1 protein-coding gene is annotated in these 21,598 nt (G+C 76.3%); it reads left to right on the forward strand.

The annotated features are described in order from the left end of the window. Positions 1–75: 75 nt before the first annotated feature. On the forward strand, positions 76–21,468 hold the full coding sequence (locus AC559T_RS10875) for an amino acid adenylation domain-containing protein (protein WP_498868609.1): 21,393 nt from the start codon (positions 76–78) through the stop codon (positions 21,466–21,468). The last annotated feature ends 130 nt before the right edge of the window (positions 21,469–21,598 follow it).

Genomic DNA, 21,598 nt, shown 5'->3' on the forward strand with positions numbered 1-21,598 from the left:
CCGTCGTGCCTCGGCGTTGTCCGGGCGGCGGGGTCCGCGCGGCTCGCCCGCGTCGCATCCGGAGGTAGTGGACACGTGGCCAGCCCCGAGCCCCAGGAGCGCAAGCGCGAGCTGCTCCGTCGCCGCCTCGCGGCGGAACAGCTCGCCGCCACCGACCCGGCGGCACCGCCCGTGCGCGGCCGGCGGGTGCCCGGCCAGGGCCATCCGCTCAGCCCGGGCCAGCTCCGGATGTGGTTCCTGCAGCAGCTCGACCCGTCCAGCGCCGCGTACAACGTCGCCGCCGCCTTCGACCTCACCGGTCCGGTCGACGCCGACGCGCTGCACGCGGCCCTGCGCGCCGTCGCGCGCGGTCACGAGATCCTGCGCACGACCTACCGGGTGCCCGCCGGTGGCCGGCCCGAGCAGGTCGTCCACGCCGAGCTGGACCCGCAGTGGTCGAGCCACGACGTCTCCGGGGAGCCCTCGGCCAGCCGGGAGCGGCTCGCCGACGAGATTGCGCGGCGCGCGGCCCGCCGTCCCTTCGACCTCACCAGCTCCTCGCCGCTGCGGGTGACGCTGATCAGGCTCGCCGCCGACCGGTTCGTCCTCGTGGTGGTCGCCCATCACGTGGCCTGGGACGACGCGTCCTGGGAGATCTTCTTCCGGGAGCTGTTCGCCCACTACGACAACCTCCGGGCCGGCGACGGCCCGCTGCCCGCCGACGAGCGGACGGCGCAGTACATCGACGTGGCCGGGCAACCCAGGGGCGCTGACGCGCAGGACCCCGACCCGGCGGCGCTGGACTACTGGCGCGGCCAGCTCACCGCGCTGCCCGAGCCGCTGCGGCTCCCCGGCGGCGAGCCCGTGGCGGCCGCCACCGCCGCCGGGGCCGACCCGGGTAAACCGGCCGACCCGGGCAAACTGGCCGACCCGGGCGGCCAGGTCGTCCACCCGGCGGTGGCCGGGCTCGGGCGGCGGGTGCGCGCGTTCGCGGTCGAGCACGGCGCCACGCCCTTCATGGTGCTGCTGGCGGCCTTCGCCGCGGTGCTGCACCGGCACACCGGGGCCACCGACATCGTGGTCGGCTCGCCCGTGGTCAACCGGGACCAGCCCGGTGCCGACCGCCTCATCGGCTATTTCGGCAACACGGTCGCGCTGCGGGTGCGGGTCCGCCCCGGCGACTCCTTCCGGGACCTGCTCGCGCGGACCAGCGAGACCTGCCGCGGCGCCTTCGCCCACCAGCACGTCGACCTGGAGGACGTCGTCCGCGCGGTCAACCCGGACCGCTCCGACGGCGTCTCGAGCGTGTTCACCACCCTGTTCGCCGTGCGGACGGCCGCTGCCGAGCACCTCGGCGCGCGCGAGCTGAGCGGCGCGCGCCGGCCGCTGCACACCGGTGACGCCCAGTTCCCGCTGGGAGTCACCGTGGAGATCGGGGCCGACCAGCTCGATCTGGAGGCCGGGTTCCTCACCGCCGCGGTCACCGCCGGCTTGGCCGGCGCCGTGCTCCGCCACCTCGAGACGTTCCTCGACCATGCGACGCGCCATCCGCGGCGGCCGCTCGCCGCCGTCGACCTGCTCACCGATTCCGAGCGCCGGCGGACGCTGGTCGACTGGAACGACACCGCGGCGCCGAGCCCCGACGCGACCTGGGCCGAGCTGCTCGCGCGGCGCGCCGCGCGCGCTCCCGGGCACGCCGCCGTCGTCACGTCCGGCGGCACCCTGACCTACGGCGAGCTGGTCGGACGGGCCGACGCGCTCGCCTACCGGCTGCGCGGCCTGGGTGCCGGCCCGGGCACCATCGTCGCGCTGGCGCTCCCGCGCACGCTCGACCTCGTCGTGGCCCTGGCGGGGGTGACCCGCGCCGGCGCCGCCTACCTGCCGGTGGACCCGGGGTACCCGGCCGACCGGATCACGCTCGTCCTCGAGGACGCCGCGCCCTCGCTGCTCATCACCACCCGCGAGCTCGCTGCGACGCTGCCCATCCCCGCCGGCGTCACCGTCGTCCTCGTCAACGGGCCGGCCGCCGGGACCGAGTCCGGGGCCGAGTTCGGGGCCGAGCCCGGGTCGGTGCCCGAACCGCCGGCCGTGGCCGCGGTCCCGGCGGAGCTGGGAAGCGCCGCCTACGTCATCTACACGTCCGGCTCGACCGGGCGTCCCAAGGGCGTGGTGGTGCCGCACCGCGCGCTGACGAACTTCCTGGCCAGCATGGTCGACCAGTTCCAGCTGGGTGACGGCGACCGGGTGCTGGCACTGACGACGCTGTCGTTCGACATCGCGGCGCTGGAACTGCTCGCCCCGCTCACCGCCGGCGCCACCGTCCACCTGGCCGGCCAGGACGAGGCCCGTGACCCGACCGCGCTGGCGGCGCTGCTGGCGGGCGGCGGGATCACCGTCGCGCAGGCCACCCCCTCGATGTGGCAGTCGATCCTGGCGGCGAGCGACGACCGCTTCCCCGGGGTGCGCGTGCTCAGCGGCGGAGAGGGCCTGCCGCCGGCGGTGGCGACCACGCTCGCCGAACGGGCCGAAGAGGTCGTGAACCTGTACGGGCCGACCGAGACGACGATCTGGTCGACGGCCGGCCCGGTCGCCGGCGACGGACGGCCGACCGTGGGCCGTCCGATCCGCTCGACCCAGGTCTACCTGCTGGACACCGCGCTGGCCCCGGTCGCCCCCGGCATGCCCGGCGAGCTGTACATCGGCGGGGCGGGCGTCGCGGACGGCTATCTGCGCCGGCCCGGCCTGACCGCGTCCCGCTTCGTCGCCGACCCCTTCAGCGCCGGGGGGCGGCTCTACCGCACCGGCGACCTGGCGCGCTGGACCGCCGACGGCGAGCTGGACGTCCTCGGCCGGGTCGACGACCAGGTCAAGGTGCGCGGGTTCCGGATCGAGCCGGGCGAGATCGAGGCGGTGCTCGGGCGGCATCCCGCGGTGGCGCGCTGCGCGGTGGTGGCCCGGGACGACGGCCCGGCGGGGCGGCACCTCGTCGCCTACGTGGTGCCGGCCGCGCCGGGGACCGTGGTCGACCCGGCGCTGCTGCGTGAGCACCTGGCGGCGGCCCTGCCGGAGCACATGGTGCCGGGAGCGTTCGTCCAGCTGGCGGCCCTGCCGACCACGCCGAACGGGAAGCTTGACCGGCGCGGGCTACCCCGGCCGGACTTCGCCGCGGCGGCCGGGTCGCGGGCGCCGGCCACCGCCGCCGAGTCGCTGCTCTGCGATCTGTTCGGGACGGTTCTGGGCATCGAGCGGGTCGGTGCCGACGACTCCTTCTTCCACCTCGGCGGCGACAGCATCCTGGCGTTCCAGGTGGTCGCCGGTGCCCGCGCCGCCGGCCTGGCCTGCGTGCTGCCGGACATCTTCCGCCACCCCACCCCGGCGTCCCTCGCCGCCGCGGCGGAACAGGCCACTGTGCCACCGCCCGCCGACACAGCCCTCGACGCGGATCTCGCCGGGGTGAGCGCCGTCGACCTGGAGCGCTGGCGGGCCCGGTACCCGGATCTGACCGGTGTCCGGCCCGTGTCGCCGCTGCAGGCCGGCCTGGTCTTCCACTCGCTGCTCGGCGACGGGTCCGGGACGGTTCCCGGCGCGGCCGGTTCCGACGCCTACATCCTGCAGTTCGTCGTCGACCTGCGTGGACGGCTCGACCCGGCCCGCCTGCGCGCGGCGGGCCGGGCCCTGTTCGAGCGGCACGAGAACCTGCGCACCGCCTTCCTGTACGACGGCGACGCGCCCGTCCAGATCGTGCTGGCCGATCTCGCGCCGGCCGCCTTCGACGAGGTGTGGACGGAGGTCGACCTCGCGGGCTGGCCGCGGGCCGAGGCGCTGGCGGAGGCCGAGCGGCTGGGACGGGCCGACCGGCAGACCCCCTTCGACCTCACGGCGCCGCCGCTGGTGCGCTTCCTGCTGCTGCGCACCGGCCCGGACGCCTGGCGGCTCGTGCTGAGCCCGCACCACGTGGTGCTCGACGGCTGGTCCGTCCCGCTGCTGCTGCGTGAGCTGTTCCGCCGGTACGAGCTCGCCCGGGCGGACGGGCCGGCCGCCGCGCCGCCGCCGGCGCCGTCCTACTGGGAATACCTGCGCTGGCTGGCCGGCCAGGACCGGGACGCCTCCCGGCGGGCCTGGGCCGCCGCGCTGGCCGGCGTCACCGAGCCGACGCTGCTGGCCGCGGCCACCGCCCGCCCGAGCACCCCGACCCAGACCGCGGCCCACGCCCCGGACCAGGTCCCCGAGCAGGCTCCCGATCAGGCCGTGGATCAGCGGGACACGGTGGACGGCGGGGTGACCGCCGCGGTGGAACGTCACGCCGACGCCGCCCTGACCGCCGGCCTGGGAACCTTCGTCCGCGAGCGCGGGCTCACCCTCAACACCGTGCTGCGCGCCGCGTGGGCGGTCGTGCTCGGCCGCGCGGTCGGGCGCGACGACGTCGTGTTCGGGACGTCGGTGGCCGGCCGGCCGGCGGAGCTGCCCGGCGCCGCGGAGATGATCGGACTGCTGCTCGCGACGGTGCCCGTCCGCGTCACCCTCGACCCGGCCGAGAGCTTCGTGGGCCTGCTCGACCGGGTGCGCGCCGACCAGACGGCGACCCTCGAGCACCACCACCTGGGCCTGACCGACATCCACGCGGCCGTGGGGCTGCCCGAGCTGTTCGACACCCTGTTCGTGCTGGAGTCCTACCCGTTCGACCCGGCCGGCCTGCTCGGGCCGGACAGCGGCCTGCGCCTGGAGGGCCTGGACGGCCACGACGCCACGCACTACCCGCTGACGATCCGGGTGATCCCGGGGGAGCGGCTGCGTATCAACTTCGGCTACCGGCCGGAGCTGCTCTCCGGGGCTACCGTCACCGCGCTCGCCGACCAGCTCCTGGACCTGCTCGCCGCGGCCGTCGCAGATCCGGACAGGCCCGTCGGCGCCATCGGCGCGTCCGCCGGGTCCGTGGCGTCCGCCGGCACCGTCGGCGCCGCCCCGGCCGCGACCCGTCCGGATGAGGACGAGCCGACCGGTGCGTGGGCGACCGACACAACACTTCCCGAGCTGTTCGAGGCCCAGGCGGCGCGGGTTCCCGACGCCGTCGCGGTCACCTGGGGCGAGCGGCGGCTGACCTACGCCGAGCTGGACGCCGCCGCGAACCGCCTCGCCCGCCTGCTGGCCACCCGCGGGGTGGAGCCGGAGTCGCTCGTCGCCGTGGCGCTGCCGCGCTCGATCGACCTGGTCGTCGCCCTGCTCGCGGTGCAGAAGGCGGGCGCGGCCTACCTGCCGCTCGACACCGCCTACCCCGCCGACCGGCTCGCCTTCATGCTTTCCGACGCGGCACCGGTGTGCCTGGTGACCTCCACCGAGGCGCTGCCGGCCCTGCCCGCGCGCACCCGGGTGCCGGTGATCGCGCTGGACGCGCCGCCGGTCGTGGCCGCGCTCGCGGAGCAGTCCCCGGCCCGGCTGCCCGCCGCCGGCCGGGCCCGGCCGGAGAACGCGGCCTACGTGATCTACACCTCGGGCTCGACGGGACGTCCCAAGGGCGTTGTCGTCCCGCACCAGACGGTCACCAGGCTGTTCGCGCACACCCAGCCGTGGTTCGGCTTCGACGAGACCGACGTGTGGACGATGTTCCACTCCGCGTCGTTCGACTTCTCCGTCTGGGAGCTGTGGGGCCCGCTGCTGTACGGCGGCCGCCTGGTCGTCGTCGACCACCACGTCTCGCGGTCGCCGGAGCTGTTCCTGGACCTGCTCCGGCGGGAGTCGGTGACCGTGCTCAGCCAGACCCCGTCGGCGTTCAGCCAGCTCATCGAGGCCGACCGGGCGGGCGGGGAGGACCCGGCGGGGCTGGCGCTGCGGTACGTCGTGTTCGGGGGCGAGGCGCTCGACCTCGGCCGGCTGCCCGCCTGGTACGCCCGCCACCGCGACGACGCCCCGGTGCTCGTCAACATGTACGGCATCACCGAGACGACGGTGCACGTCACCTACCTGCGGCTGGACGAGGCCGTCGTCGCGGCGGCGCGGGCCAGCCTGGTCGGCGGGCCCATCCCGGGGCTGCGGGTGCACGTCCTCGACCAGCACCTGCGGCCGGTGGCGCCGGGCGGCCTCGGCGAGCTGTACGTCAGCGGCGCCCAGCTCGCCCGCGGCTACCTGGGCCGGCCCGGTCTCACCGCCACCCGCTTCGTCGCGGACCCGTTCGGCGGGCCGGGCGCCCGGATGTACCGCACCGGCGACCTCGCCCGCCGAACCGCCGACGGCGGCTTCGAGTACCTCGGCCGGGCCGACGACCAGGTCAAGGTGCGAGGCTTCCGCATCGAGCTCGGCGAGATCCAGGCGGCGATCGCGACCCACCCGGCGGTGGAGCAGGCCGTGGTGCTGGCCCGGGAGGACCAGCCGGGGCAGCGGCGGCTGGTCGGTTACGTCGTGGCCGCTCCGGGGCGCCGGGTCGACTCCGAGGAGCTGCGCCGGCACGCCGCCGCCATGCTCCCCGAGTTCATGGTGCCGGTTGCCGTGCTGGCGCTGGACGCCTTCCCGCTCACCGGCAACGGCAAGCTCGACCGCGCCGCCCTGCCGGCGCCGGATCTGGCGAGCGTCTCCACCGGCACCCGCGCCCGCACCGAGCGGGAGCGAACGCTGTGCGCGGTGTTCGCGGGCGTGCTCGGCCTGGACGAGGTGGGGGTCGACGACGACTTCTTCACCCTCGGCGGCGACAGCATCAGCGCGATCCAGCTCGTCAACCGTGCCCGGCGCGAACAGGTCGGCTTCACGCCCCGGGACGTCTTCACCCACCGCACCCCGGCTAAGCTCGCGGCCCGCACCGAGCCCGCCGCCTCCGCCGTTTCCACCGCGCCCGACGGGCCGGCCGCATTCGCCGGACCTGGCGCCGCGCCTGACCGCCCTGGCGGAGCGGGAACGGGCCTGGGTGCCGATCCCGAGGCGATCGGCGTGTTCACCCCGCTCCCGATCGTCTCCCGGCTGGCGAGCTGGGGCGGGCCGGTGCGCCGTTTCAACCAGGCCATGCTGGTCTCGACGCCGGCCGGCGCCACCGTGGACCTGCTGCGGGACGCCGTCCAGGCCCTGCTCGACCAGCACGACGCGCTGCGGGCCCGGCTGCTGCGCCTGTCGCCCGCGCTGTGGCTGCTGGAGACCCTGCCGGTCGGTTCGGCGCGTGCCGGCGACCTGCTGCGTCGGGTGGACATCGCCGGCCTCGACGAGGCCGGCCTGCGCGCCGCCGTCGCGGCCGAGTCGGCCGCGACGGCCGACGGGCTCGACCCCGAGGCCGGCGCGATGCTGCGAGTGAGCTGGCTCGACGCCGGCTCCGACCAGCCCGGGCGGCTGCTGCTGGTCGCACACCACCTCGTCGTCGACGGGGTCTCCTGGCGGGTCCTGCTCGCCGACCTGCGGACCGCCTTCGCGGCCGTGCTCGCCGGGCGAGCTCCCCACCTGGACCCGGTCGGAACCTCGCTGCGCGCGTTCGCCCGGATCACCGCCGAACGCGCCCAGGACCCGGCCCGCCTCGCCGAGCTCGCGCACTGGACGGCGACCCTCGCCCCGGGCGGTCGGCTGCTGGGCGGCGCCCCGTCGACCGGCGCTGCGGCTGCGACCGGCGCCGCGGCGGCTCCCGGAGCGGCCCCCGCTGCGGCGGGCACGATCGCCGACACCGACCGCCTCGTCGTGGAGCTGCCCGCGCGAGCCACCGCGCCGCTGCTCACCTCCGTTCCCGCGGCGGCGGGAACCGACGTCACCGCGGTGCTGCTTGCCGCGCTGCGTGCCGCCGTCACCGGCTGGCGCCGCGAGCGGGGCTGGGACGGATCGTCCGACCTGCTCGTGGATCTCGAGCGCCACGGCCGCGACCCGATCGCGCCCGAGGTCGACCTCTCCCGGACGGTCGGCTGGTTCACCGCCATCTCACCCGTCCGGCTGCCGGCCTCCGGCGACCCGGCCTCCGGCGATCCGGCCTCCGGCGGGCTGGCGTCCGGCGGGCTGGCGGGCACGCTCGAGGCCGTGGCGGGCCGGCTGCGCGAGATCCCCGACGGCGGGGCCGGGTTCGGGCTGCTGCGCTACGCCAACGCGGCCGCGGCGCCGGTGCTCGCCGGGGCGGAGCACCCGGAGGTCCTGTTCAACTATCTCGGGCGGTTCGGCGCAGACGCGGCCGACGCCTGGGCGCCGGCACCGGAGTTCGACGCGCTCGCCGCCGAGCCCGACCCGGCCATGGGCGTCGCCTACCCGCTGACCGTGGACGCCGTCAGCGTCCAGACGCCTGACGGGCCCGTGCTGCGGACCACCCTCACCTACCTCACCACGGTGATCGACCGGACCGCGGCCGACGCCCTGGCCACCGCCTGGCTGGCCGCGCTCGCCGGCCTGGCCGGCCTGGCCGGCCTGGCCGACGATGCCGTCCTGGCTGGCGCCGCTGCCCAGGCTGACACCGCTGGTCCGGCCGCCGTCACCGGTGCGGACGGCGCCGCCGGCCCGGCAGCGACCGGTGACCTGGTCGAGCTGTCGCCGGCCGAGCGGGCGCGGGTCGAGCGGGTGAGCCCGGGGCCCGTCGCCGAGATCTGGCCGCTCTCGCCGCTACAGGAGGGCCTGTTCTTCCACTCCGCCTTCGACCGCTCCAGCGACGCCTACACCGCCCAGTTCGCGCTCGACTTCGGCCACCGTTTCGACGTAGACCGGCTGCGCCGCGCCTGCGAGACGTTCATGCGGCGCAACCCGACGCTGCGCGCCGGTTTCCTCGGCGACGGGCTGCCCGCGCCGCTGCAGTTCGTCGTCACCGAGCTGCCCGCGCCGCTGGAGGAGACCGACCTCACCGGCCTGCCCGCTGCCGAGCGGGCCGAGCAGGCCGAGCTGCTGGCGCGCCGCGACCGGGAGCGCCCCTTCGACATCTCGAACCCGCCGCTGTGGCGGCTCACCCTGCTGCGCCTCGGCCCCGACCACGACCGGCTGGTCTTCAACCGGCAGGTGCTGGTCTGGGACGGCTGGTCTGGCGCCCTGGTCATCGACCAGCTCCTCGGGCTCTACGAACGTGGCGGCGGTGACGAGGGGCTGCCCGTCCCGGCCGCCTCCTACCGCGACTTCCTGGTCTGGCTGCGGGCCCGGGACACCGCGGGCGCCGAGGATGCATGGCGGGCCGCGCTCGCCGACCTCGACGGCCCGACGCTGGTGGTGCCCGAGGCCCGTGGGCTGCCGCCGATCGAGCCCGAGCGGATCACCACCGAGCTGGCCGAGTCGACGGCGCGCGCGGTGCGGGAGCTCTCCCGCCGCCACGGCATCACCGTCAACACGGTGTTCAACGCCGCGCTGGCGCTCGTCCTCGGCAACGCCGTCGGCTCCGACGACGTCGTGTTCGGCACCACGGTGGCCGGTCGGCCCACCGACGTCGAGGGCATCGACGAGGTGATCGGCCTGTTCCTGAACACCGTGCCCGTCCGGGTGCGGCTGGACCCGCGTGAGTCGGTGCTGGACCTGCTCCGCCGGGTCCAGGACCAGCGGGTCGACGTGATGGACCACGAGTACCTGGGGCTCGGCGACATCCAGCGCGCCAGCGGCCGCACGCAGCTGTTCGACACGCTGTACGTGCTGCAGAACTTCATCGACGAGGTGGCCACCGAGCAGAGCAGCGACCGGTTCGGGATCACCGGCGGCACCAGCATCGACCACACGCACTACCCGCTGACGTTCGTGCTGTTCCCCGGCACGCGGATCACGATGCGCCTGGAGTACCGGCCGGACGTCGTCGGCGCGCAGCGGGCTGCGGCGCTGTTCGACCGGTTCCGCGGGCTGCTCGACGAGCTGGTCCGGGACGTCACCGTCCCGGTCGGGTCGGTCGAGGTGCTGCTGCCGGCCGAGCGGGCGGAGCTCGCGGCGAGGTGGGCCGAGCCGTTCCTCCCGGTCGGCACCGAGACCGTCGCCGACATGCTCGCCGCGCAGGTCGCCCGCACGCCCGATCTCACCGCGCTGGTGTTCGGCGACGAGCGCGTCAGCTACGCCGACCTGGACGCGCGGGTCAACCGGATGGCCCGGCTGCTGCTCGCGCGCGGCGCCGGCCCGGAGACGGTCGTCGCGCTGGGGCTCGGCCGCTCGGTGAACATGGTGGTGGCGCTGTTCGCGGTGCTGCGCACCGGGGCCGCCTACCTGCCCCTGGAGCTCGACCACCCGCCCGCCCGCCTGCTCGGCATGGTCGCCGACGCCGGGGCGGCGCTGCTGGTGGCGACCGGCGCCACCGCCGCCTACCTGGACGGCGCCGGCGCCGGGCCCGACGAGCCGGTACCGAGACTGCTGCTCGACGACCCCGCGATGGCCGCGGAGCTCGCAGCCACCGGCGCCGGAGAGCTGTCCGACGCCGAGCTCGGGCTGTTCGCCCGGGACCGCGCCGACCGCCTCGACCACCCCGCCTACGTCATCTACACCTCGGGGTCGACCGGGCGTCCGAAGGGAGTGGTGACCCCCTACCGGGGACTGACCAACATGCAGCTCAACCACCGCGAGGAGATCTTCGCCCCCGCGGTGGCGGCGGCCGGCGGGCGCCGGCTGCGGATCGCGCACACCGTCTCCTTCGCCTTCGACATGTCCTGGGAGGAGCTGCTCTGGCTCGTCGAGGGCCACGAGGTACATGTGTGCGACGAGAACCTGCGCCGTGACGCCGAGGCCCTCGTCGCCTACTGCGACGTCCACCGGGTGGACGTGGTGAACGTGACGCCCACCTACGCCCACCACCTGTTCGAGCTCGGCCTGCTCGACCGCGCCGAGGACGTTCCGGCGGGGCCGCCCGCGACCGTGGGCGCCGCCGCGACCGCGGGCGCCACCGCGGAAGCCGGGAGCGGGCCCGGGGGCCTGCACCGGCCGCCGCTGGTCATGCTCGGCGGCGAGGCGGTTTCGGAGGCGGTGTGGAACCGGCTGCGCGACACCGCGGACACCGCCGGGTACAACCTGTACGGCCCCACCGAGTACACGATCAACACTCTGGGCGCCGGCACCGCCGACAGCCCGACGCCGACCGTCGGCCGCCCCATCCGCAACACCCGCGCCTACGTACTGGACGGCTGGCTGCACCCGGTGCCCGACGGGGTCCCAGGCGAGCTCTACATCGCCGGCGACGGCCTGGCCCGGGGCTACCTCGACCGCTTCGCCCTGACCGCCACCCGCTTCGTCGCCGACCCGCGGGTCCCCGGCGGGCGGATGTACCGCACCGGTGACCTGGTCGTGCGCGGCGCCGCTGACGGGAACCTCGACTTCCTCGGCCGCACCGACGAACAGGTCAAGATCCGCGGCTACCGGGTGGAGCTCGGGGAGATCACCGCGGCGCTCGACCGTCATCCGCGGGTCAGCCAGGCCGCCGTCGTCGCGGCCGACGACACCGGGGCGCCGGGAACCCGGCGGCTGGTCGCCTACGTCGTGCCCGCGGAGCTGACCGCCGCCGACCGGGCTGCCGTCGAGGCCGACCAGGTCGGCGAGTGGCGCCAGGTCTACAGCGACGAGTACGTGCAGATCCCGACCGCGGTGCACCGCGAGGACTTCGCCGGCTGGGACTCCAGCTACGACGGGCAGCCCATCGCGCTGGAGCACATGCGGCAGTGGCGGGCGGCGACCGTCGAGCGCATCCGCGAGCTCGCCCCGCGTCGCATCCTGGAGATCGGCGTCGGCACCGGTCTGCTGCTCGGCCAGCTCGCGCCGGAGTGCGACAGCTACTGGGGGACGGACTTCGCCGCCCCGGTGATCGACAAGCTCCGGGCCGAGACCGCCGGTGACCCCCGCTTCGCCGGCCTGGAGCTGCGCTGCCAGCCGGCGCACGTCACCGACGGCCTGCCGGCCGGGCTCTTCGACACCATCGTGATCAACTCGGTGGTGCAGTACTTTCCCAGCCCCGAGTACCTGCGCGGGGTGCTGCGCGCCGCGCTGGAGCTGCTCGCCCCCGGCGGCGCCCTCTTCGTCGGGGACGTGCGCAACCTCGCCAGGCTGCGGGCCTTCCACACCGCGATCGAGGTGAGCCGGTCCGGTCCCGGCGGGCTCGCCGAGCCCGCGGGCGGCCTGCGTGACGCCGACCTCGCCCGGCTCGCGCCGGCCGTCGATCGCCGGGTCCGGCTCGACAAGGAGCTGGTGCTGGCGCCGGAGTTCTTCACCGCGCTCGCCAGCGAGACCGGCGCCGAGCTCTCGCTGCGGGTCAAGCGGGGCTCGTTCCACAACGAGCTCACCCGGCACCGGTTCGACGTCGTGCTGCGCCGGCCCGCCGCGCCGCCGGAGCCGCCCCCCGAGCCGCCGGTCTCGTCGGCCGAGCGGCCGATCCCGTCCGCCGCGCCGCCGGTGCGTCTCGGTGAGGCCCCCGTGCTGGTCTGGGGGCATCCGGTCGCCGGTACCGACGCGATCGAGGCGCATCTGCGTGACCGCCGCCCGCCGATGCTGCGGGTCGCGGCGATCCCCGACGCGCGGGTGGCCGGCGAGCTCGCCCTCGCGGCCCGGGTCGCCGGGCGGGACGTCCCGGGCGGTGCCGCCGCGCCCGAGCGCGCGGTCGACGCTGAGCACGCAGTCGACCCCGAGGAGCTGTTCGCGCTCGCCGACCGGCTCGGCTACGAGCAGCACCTCACCCTGTCCGCGGCCGGCCCCGGCCTGTTGGACGCGGTGTTCGTGCGCGCGGTCGACGTCGGCGCGGGCCCCCGCGTGGACGGCTACCTGCCGGACCCGGCGGGCGGCGAGGCCGCGCCGCCACTCGCCAACGACCCGACCGCGGCCCGTGGTGCCGCGGCGCTGGCGGCGCTGCTGCGCGCCGACCTCACCACCGCCCTGCCCGACTACATGGTGCCGGCCGCCTACGTCACGCTGAGCGAGATCCCGCGCACCGCCAACGGCAAGCTGGACGTCGCCAGCCTGCCCCAGGCCGATCCCGCCGTGGCCCTGGTGGCCTCGCGCCCGGCGTCGTCACCGGCGGAGGTCACGCTCTGCGAGCTGTACGCCGAGGTGCTCGGGCTGCCCGAGGTCGGCGTCGAGGATGACTTCTTCGCGCTCGGCGGCCACTCGCTGCTGGCCACTCGCCTGGTCAGCCGGGCCCGCGCCGCGCTCGGCGCAGACCTGGCGATCCGTGACCTGTTCGAGGCCCCGACGGTGGCCGCGCTCGCGGCCCGGGTCGGCGCCGCCGGTGACGAGCCCGCCGTGCCGAGCCGGCCGCCGCTGGTCCCCGCCGACCGCCCGGAGCGCATCCCGCTCTCGCCGGCCCAGCGCCGGCTGTGGCTGGTGGACCGCGTCGCGGGCGGGACGAACGCGTACAACTACCCGTTGGTGATCCGGCTGGGCGGCGAGATCGACCTGGACGCGCTGCGCGCCGCCGCCGCGGACGTCGTGGCCCGGCACGAGATCCTGCGGACCGTCATCGCGGAGCACGACGGCGAGGGCTACCAGCGGATCCTCGACCCCGCCGAGGCAGGTCCCGAGGTCCGGTTCGTCGACGTCGCCCCCGCGCGCCCGGGCGCTCCGAGCGCCGGCGCGGAGACGGGCCCGGCCGCCGAACCGAGCCTGGACGGCCCGGAGCGACCCCTTGAGCCGGATGAGCTTCAGCGCCTCGTCGAGCGGTTCGTCGCCGAACCGTTCGACCTGCGGACCGACCCGCCCCTGCGGCTGGCCGTGTTCCGGACCAGCCCCGCCGAGTCGGTGCTTGCCGTGGTCCTGCACCACATCGCGACCGACGAGTGGTCGGACCGGCCGTTCCTGGAGGACCTCGACGCCGCCTACGCCGCGCGCCGTGCGGGCCGGGAGCCGGACTGGGAGCCGCTGCCGGTGCAGTACGCCGACTACACCCTCTGGCAGCGGGAGCTGCTCGGCGAGCCGGCCGACCCGTCGTCGCCGGCGGGCCGCCAGCTCGCCTACTGGGAGCAGGCGCTGCGGGGCATCCCGGCGGAGATCGAGCTGCCGCTGGACCGGCCGCGCCCGGCGGTGCGCGACGGCGCGGGCGGCCGGGAGGCCCGCGAGCTGCCCGCCGCCACCGTGACGGCCCTGCGCGGCCTGTGCGCGCGGACCGGCGCCAGCATGTCGATGCTCGCGCACGCCTCGACGGCCACCCTGCTGCACCGCCTCGGCGCCGGTGACGACATCCCGCTCGGCGTGCCGATCGCCGGCCGCACCGACACCGCGCTCGACCACCTCGTCGGGTTCTTCGTCAACACGCTGGTGCTGCGCTCGGACCTCTCCGCCGACCCGACGTTCGCCGAGCTGCTGGCCCGCACCCGCGAGACGGACCTGGCCGCGTTCGACCACGCCGACCTGCCCTTCGAAGACGTGGTCGCGGCTGTCAACCCGCGCCGCTCGGCGGGCCGCAACCCGCTCTTCCAGGTGATGACCGGCTACCACCACCTGGCCGACGGCGAGCACACCCTGCTCGGCCTGCCGACGTCCTGGCTGCGCACCGAGGCGGGCACGGTGAAGTTCGACCTGGACGTCACCTTCGTCGACCGCGGCGGGAGCGACCAGATCACGCTGCTCGTCGAGTACGCCCGTGACGTGTGGGACGCCGACACCGCGCGGCGGCTGGCGGACCGGCTCGTCGACCTGCTCGGGCAGCTCGCCCGGGACCCGGACCGGCCGGTCAGCCGACTGGCCCTGCTCGGCGGGGACGAGCGCCGGCGGGCCCTGCGGTCCGCCACCGGCCCGCGCCGGGAACCGCCGCAGCCCACCGCGGTGCGCCTGTTCGCCGCGGCGGCCGCGGCCAGCCCGGACCGCCCCGCCCTGGTGGCCGGCGGGACGAAGCTGACCTTCGCCGAGCTGGCCGAGCAGGTCGGGAGCATGGCCTGGCTGCTCGCCCGGCGCGGGGCCGGCGTCGAGGACGTGGTCGCGCTCGCGCTGCCCCGGGCCCGGGTGGTGCCCGCCCTGCTCGGCGTCATGACCGCCGGGGCGTGCTACCTCCCGATCGACACCGACCACCCCGCGGACCGGCTGGCCTTCCTGCTCACCGACGCCCGGCCGCGGCTCGTGCTCACCACCGCGGCCCTCGCCGGCCAGCTGCCGGCGACCGGGGCGGAGGTGGTCGTCCTCGACGACCCGGCCGTCCAGGCCGAGCTGGCGGCCCATCCCGCCGACCTGCCGATCGCCGGCCTCCCGCCGGCGGGCCAGGCGCTGCGCGGCGACAACGCCGCGTACGTGATCTACACCTCCGGCACCACCGGCCGTCCGAAGGCAGTGGTCGCCACGCACCGCGGCGTGACGAACCTGTTCGCCTCGCACGAGGTGGAGCTGATCCTGCCGGCGGTGGCGGCGCGGGGCGGCGACGGGCCGCTGCGGGCCGTCCACGCGGCGTCGTTCAGCTTCGACGGGTCGTGGGAGCCGCTGCTGTGGCTGTTCGCCGGGCACACCGTGCACGTCGCCGACGAAGCGACGATGCGTGACCCGGCAGCCCTCGCCGAGTACGTGGTCAACGCGCGGATCGACTTCCTCGACGTCACCCCGACATACCTGCGTGAGCTCGTCCACCTCGGGTTCCTCGACGGCGCCCACCTGCCGGGCGTGATCGCGGTCGGCGGCGAGGCCACCCCGGCGCCGCTGTGGGAGCGCCTGCGCACCCTGCCCGGTGTCGTGGCGCACGACCTGTACGGCCCGACCGAGTACAGCGTCGACGCCTACGGCTGGCACGGTGACGGCACGGCCGGCCCCGTCGCGAACACCCGTGCCCTCGTCCTGGACGTCGGTCTCGAGCCCGTCCCGGACGGGGTGCCCGGGGAGCTGTACCTGGCCGGTGACGGCCTGGCCCGCGGCTACCTGGGCCGGCCGGGGCTGAGCGCCACCCGGTTCGTCGCCGACCCGTTCGGCGCCCCGGGCGGGCGGATGTACCGCACCGGCGACCGGGCGCGGCGCCGCGCCGACGGCACGCTGGCCTTCCTCGGACGGGTCGACGACCAGGTCAAGGTACGTGGCTTCCGGATCGAGCCCGGCGAGATCGAGGCCGCGCTGCTGGCGCTGCCCGGCGTCGCCGCCGCGGCCGTGATCGTCCGGGAGGACGCCGCGGGAGACCCGCGTCTGGTCGCCTACGTCGTCCCGGACGGCCCTTGCGCCACGGTCGATCCCGGCGTGGCCGTTCCTGGCCCGGCCGATCCCGCCGCGGCCGATCGCGCGACGGGCGATCGCGCGACGGGCGATCGCGCGACGGGCGATCGCGCGACGGGCGATCGCGCCGTGGCCGATCTCGGCGCGCTGCGCTCCGAGCTCGCGCGGACGCTGCCGTCCCATCTTGTGCCGAGCGCGTTCGTCGCGGTGGCCGAGCTGCCGCGCACCGTCAGCGGAAAGCTGGACCGCGCGGCCCTGCCGGCACCCGGCGAGCCGGCGGCGTGGCCCGGCCGCCGCCCGCGCGGCGCGCGCGAGGAGCTGCTCGCCGAGCAGTTCGCCGCCGTCCTCGGGACGGTGGAGGTCGGCGCCGAGGACGACTTCTTCGCCCTGGGTGGGCACTCGCTGCTGGCGATGCGCCTGCGCAGCCGGATCCGCTCGGTGTTCGGCGTGGAGGTTTCCGCCCGCGACATCTTCGACGAGCCGACAGTGGCGGGCCTGGCCCGCCGGCTCGACGGGGCGGTGGCCGCGGCCCGGCCCGCCCTGGCGCCCGCCGACCGGCCGCAGCGCCCACCGCTGTCGCACGCCCAGGCCCGGCTGTGGGTGCTCGGCCAGGTGGAGGGGCCCAGCCCGACCTACAACATCCCGGTCACCTGGCGGCTGGAAGGGCCGCTCGACGTCGGTGCGCTGCAGGCCGCCGTCGGCGACGTGGTCACCCGGCACGAGGCGCTGCGCACGGTCTTCCCCGCCCCGGACGGCGTGCCCCACCAGCGGGTCCTCGACCCCGCCGCGGCCCGGGTGGACGTCGAGCTGATCGAGCTCGGCTCCGCCGGGGACCTGGCCCGGCGTCTGGAGAACGCGTCGGCACGGGTGTTCGACCTCGAGCGTGAGCTGCCGGTGCGGGTCACCGCCGTCCGGCTCGACCCGCGGCTGCACGTGGTCCAGTTCCTGGTCCACCACATCGCCGCCGACGAAGGCTCGGACCAGGCGCTGGCCCGTGACCTGTCGACCGCCTACCGCGCCCGGCTGCGCGGCGAGGCGCCGCGATGGGCCGCGCTGCCGGTGCAGTACGTCGACTACACCCTCTGGCAGCGCGCGTTGCTGGGGGACGAGTCGGACCCGGCCAGCCCCGCCTCGGCCCAGCGCGACTTCTGGCGCCGCGAGCTGGCCGGGCTGCCGGTCGAGCTGGCGGTGCCCACCGACCGGTCCCGGCCGGCCGAGCCGTCCCACCGCGGCGGCGTCGTCGAGCTGACCTGGGACGCCGAGTTGCTCGACCGACTGCGCGCCACCGCCCGGGCGCACGACGTCAGCCTGTTCATGGTGTTGCAGGCCCTGGTCGCGACGCTGCTACACCGGCTCGGGGCCGGCGACGACATCCCGATCGGCAGCCCGGTGGCCGGCCGCGGCGACGAGCGGCTCGACGACCTGGTGGGCTTCTTCCTCAACACGCTGGTGCTGCGGACGGACCTGTCGGGGCCGGTGAGCTTCGGCGAGCTGCTCGGCCGAGTCCGGGCCGCCGACCTCGCGGCCTTCGACCACCAGGACCTGCCGTTCGACCGGGTCGTCGAGGCGGTCAACCCGCCGCGCTCCCTCGCCCGGCACCCGCTGTTCCAGGTGATGGTCGTCCACCTGCCGGCGGCGGGCGCCGCCGCCGGGCTCGACCTGCCGGGCGTGACGGCCCGGCCCGAGCCGGTGCGCGCCGCCACCGCCAAGTTCGACCTCTCCTTCGACTTCCTGGAGCGCGTCACCGAGGCCGGCACGACCGAGCTGGCGGTCGGGCTCGCCTACAGCGCGGACCTCTTCGACCACGCCACGGCCGCGTCGTTCGGCCGCCGGCTGCAGCTGCTCACCGAGGCCGTGCTCGCGGCCCCGACAGCACCGCTGGCTGCCCTGCCCGTTCTCGACGACGCAGAGCGGGATCTGGTCCTGACCGGGTTCAACCGCACCGGGCGCGCGGTCACCGAGCTGACCTGGCCGGCGGCCTTCGAGGCCCAGGCCGACCGCACCCCGGGGGAGGTGGCCGTGGTCTGCGAGGACGTCGAGCTGACCTACGCCGAGCTCGACGCGCGGGCGAACCGGCTCGCACGGCTGCTGGCCGCCCGCGGCGCGGGGCCGGAATCGGTGGTGGCCGTCGCCGTGCCGCGCTCGGCCGACCTGGTCGTCGCGCTGCTGGGGGTGCTGAAGACCGGCGCCGCCTTCCTGCCGCTCGACCTCGACCACCCGGCGGACCGCGTCGCCTTCATGATCTCCGACGCGGGCGCCCGGCTGCTGGTCTCCACCCGCGGCCACGCCGAGGAGCTGATCGCGCTCGGGGCGCTCGGGGCGCTCGGAGTGCCGGGGCCGCTGGGCGATCCGGGCGCGCCGGGCACCGGCGCGCCCGGGCTTGACCTCGTGCTGCTCGACGAGCCCGGGACGGCGGCCGAGCTGGCCACGGGTGACCCGGCCCGGCCCGGCACCGGCGTGGCCACGAGCCTCGACAGCGCCGCCTACGTCATCTACACGTCGGGCTCGACCGGACGTCCCAAGGGTGTGGTGGTCACCCACGAGGGTGTGGGCAGCCTGGTCGCGACCGCTGTCGACCGGCTCGGGGTGAACGGGACGTCCCGGGTGGCGCAGTTCGCCTCGGTCGGGTTCGACGTCGCGGTCTTCGACCTGTGCATGGCGCTGTGTGTCGGCGGGCGCGCGATCATCGTGCCGGCGCAGCGGCGCGTCGCCGGGCCGGAGCTCACCGGGTACCTCGCCGACCACGGCGCCACGCACATGATCCTGCCGCCCGCCCTGGTCGCCGCGTTGCCGGCGGACTGCGCGCTGCCGGCGGGCGCGGTGCTGGTGGTGGGCACCGAGACCGTGCCGATCGAGACGGTGCGCCGCTGGTCGAGCCACCTGCGGGTGGTCGCCGCCTACGGCCTGACCGAGGCGACGGTCAACTCCACCCTGTGGCAGGCGGACCCGGACTGGACCGGCGCGGTGCCGATCGGCGTCCCCGACCCCAACACCCGCGCCTACGTGCTGGATACCGCGCTGCGGCCGGTCGGGGTCGGGGCGGTCGGCGAGCTCTACATCGGCGGCCGCGGGCTGGCGCGGGGCTATCTCGGACGCCCGGAGCTGACCGCTCAGCGGTTCGTCGCCGACCCGTTCGGCCGGCCGGGCGACCGGCTCTACCGGACGGGCGACCGGGCGCGCTGGCGCCCCGGCGGGGTGCTGGACTTCCTGGGCCGGGCCGACGACCAGATCAAGATCCGTGGCTACCGGATCGAGCCGGGCGAGATCCAGTCCGTGCTGATGCGTCACCCCGGCGTGCGCCAGGCGGTCGTGCTGGCCCGGGAGGACCGCCCTGGATCACTCCAGCTCGTCGCCTACGTCGTGCCGGTCGACCCGGCGCAGACTGGCCCGGTGCCCGGCGGCGCTGTGCCCGGCGGCGCGGCGCCCGGCGGTGGCCGGCTCGACCCGGCGGCGCTGCGCGTGCACGCGGCCGAGTACCTGCCCGAGTACATGGTGCCGGCGGCGGTGGTGCTCGTCCCGGGCCGGCTTCCGATGACCCCCAACGGCAAGCTCGACCGGGCAGCGCTGCCGGCTCCCCGGTTCGCGCTCTCGGCAGCCGGCCGTGCGCCGGCCTCGGCGACGGAGGCACGCCTGTGCGAGCTGTTCGCTGAGGTCCTCGGGCTGGGCGACAGCCGTCGCGGGCCGGCGGCAGAGGAACAGGCGGGGCGGCAGCCCACCGCCGTCGGCGTCGACGACGACTTCTTCGCCCTCGGCGGCGACAGCATCATCTCGATGCGGCTCGTCAGCCGGCTGCGGGCCGACGGGTTCGTGGTCCGGCCGGCCCAGGTGTTCCGGCACCGGACGCCGGCCGAGCTCGCGGCGGTGCTCACCGGGGCCGGGGCGTTCCCGGGCACCGTCGTCACGACCGGGGTCGGGCCGCTTCCTGGTGCCGTCGCCACGGCTGTGGCCGGCGACGGCGTCGGCGTGGTGCCGCCGACCCCGCCGCTGCTCGCGCTGCGGGCCGCCGGCGGCGGTGTGGACGGTTTCTCCTCGCCCATGCTGCTGCACGTCCCGGCCTCGGTCACCCTGCCGGCGCTGCGGGCCGTCCTGGCCGCGGTGGCGGAGCGGCACGAGATCCTGCGGGCCCGGCTGGTGCGTGCGGCGACCGGCACCGTCCCCGACGGCCTGCCGGCGACCAGCGCCGACGGCGGTGAGGCGTGGTACCTCGATGTGCCTCCGCCCGGCCCGGCCGGTGTCGGCTCGTGGGTGCGCCGGGTGGAGGTGGGCGCGGACGACGACCTCGACCGGACGCTCGCCGCCGAGGCGCTCCGCGCCAACCGGGAGCTCGACCCCGACGCCGGCGCGATGGTCCGCGTCGTCTGGTTCGACGCCGGGCACAGCAGCTCGGGCCGGCTGCTGGTCCTCGTGCACCACCTGGTGACCGACGGGGTGTCCTGGCAGATCATCCTGGATGATCTCGCCGCGGCCTGGAACGCCCTGACCCGGGGCGGCGTACCGGCCCTCGCGCCGGTGTCGACGTCCTACCGGCGGTGGGCGCTGGGTGTCACCGAGCAAGCCCGGCGACCCGAGCGGGAGGCGGAGCTGGCGTACTGGCTCCGGACCGTCGAGGGCGGCGCGCCGCTACCGCGCCCGGCCGGTGCGCCCAGCGAGCTCGCGACGGGGGAGGACAGTCGGCTCCCGGTCGACGGGGCGACCGCGGCGACCGAGGAGGTCGCGGCGGTCGCGGCGGTCGAGCGGGCGGCACCGGAGCACGACACGGCGGTGGTCGAGCGCGACGCCGGGGCGGTAACCGCGACGATTCCCGAGACCTGGGCCGGCGACGTGCTGGTGGTCGCGCCCGCTGTCTGGGGCGTCGGGGTCGACGAGATCCTGCTCGCCGCGCTGGCGCTGGCGGTGGCCGACTGCCGCCGCCGGTGGGAGGGCACGCAGGCCGCCGGGCTCGTGGTCGCCCTGCAGAGCCATGGCCGCGTCGACCCGGAGGTGGACGAGGCGGACCTGACCCGCACCGTGGGGTGGTTCGCCGACGTCCACCCGCTCTGCCTGGATCAGCGGCCGGTCGACCTTGGCGACCCGGCGGCCGGCGCGGCGCTGGACGCCGCGGTCGTCGCCGTCCACCGGCGCAAGGCCGAGACCCCTCGGGGCGGTAGCGGCTACGGCCTGCTGCGCCATCTGAACCCGCGCACGGCGCCGGTCCTCGCCCGCGCCGGCCAGCCGGCGGTCTACCTGAACTACGAGGGCAGGTGGTCGCGGCCCGAGCCGGCTGACTGGGATGTCGCGCGCGAGGACGAGGGTCTCTTCGCCGGCTGGAACTCCGCGCGCGCCGACCCCTTCCCGCTCACGGTGATCATCCGGGCGCTCGACCTGCCCGGCGGCCTGCGGCTGGTCGCCCGGTGGACGTCCGGCGCCGGCGGGCTCCCGGCATCCGCGGTCGGTGATCTCGCCACGGCGTGGACGCGTGCCCTGGCCGCGCTCGCCGCGCGGGCCCGTCACCTGCGCTAACCCGCTCGCGCGCGGCGCGTGCGGCCCGGCCACGCGCGCCGCACGGGCATCGCGCCCGCGGCAAATCGACGGACCCGTCCCTGACGCATCGAATTTGCCGCAACGAATTTTTGGTTAATCCGACCAAAAT

It is taken from the genome of Frankia sp. Hr75.2, assembly GCF_949319125.1.
GTDB lineage: Bacteria > Actinomycetota > Actinomycetes > Frankiales > Frankiaceae > Parafrankia > Parafrankia soli.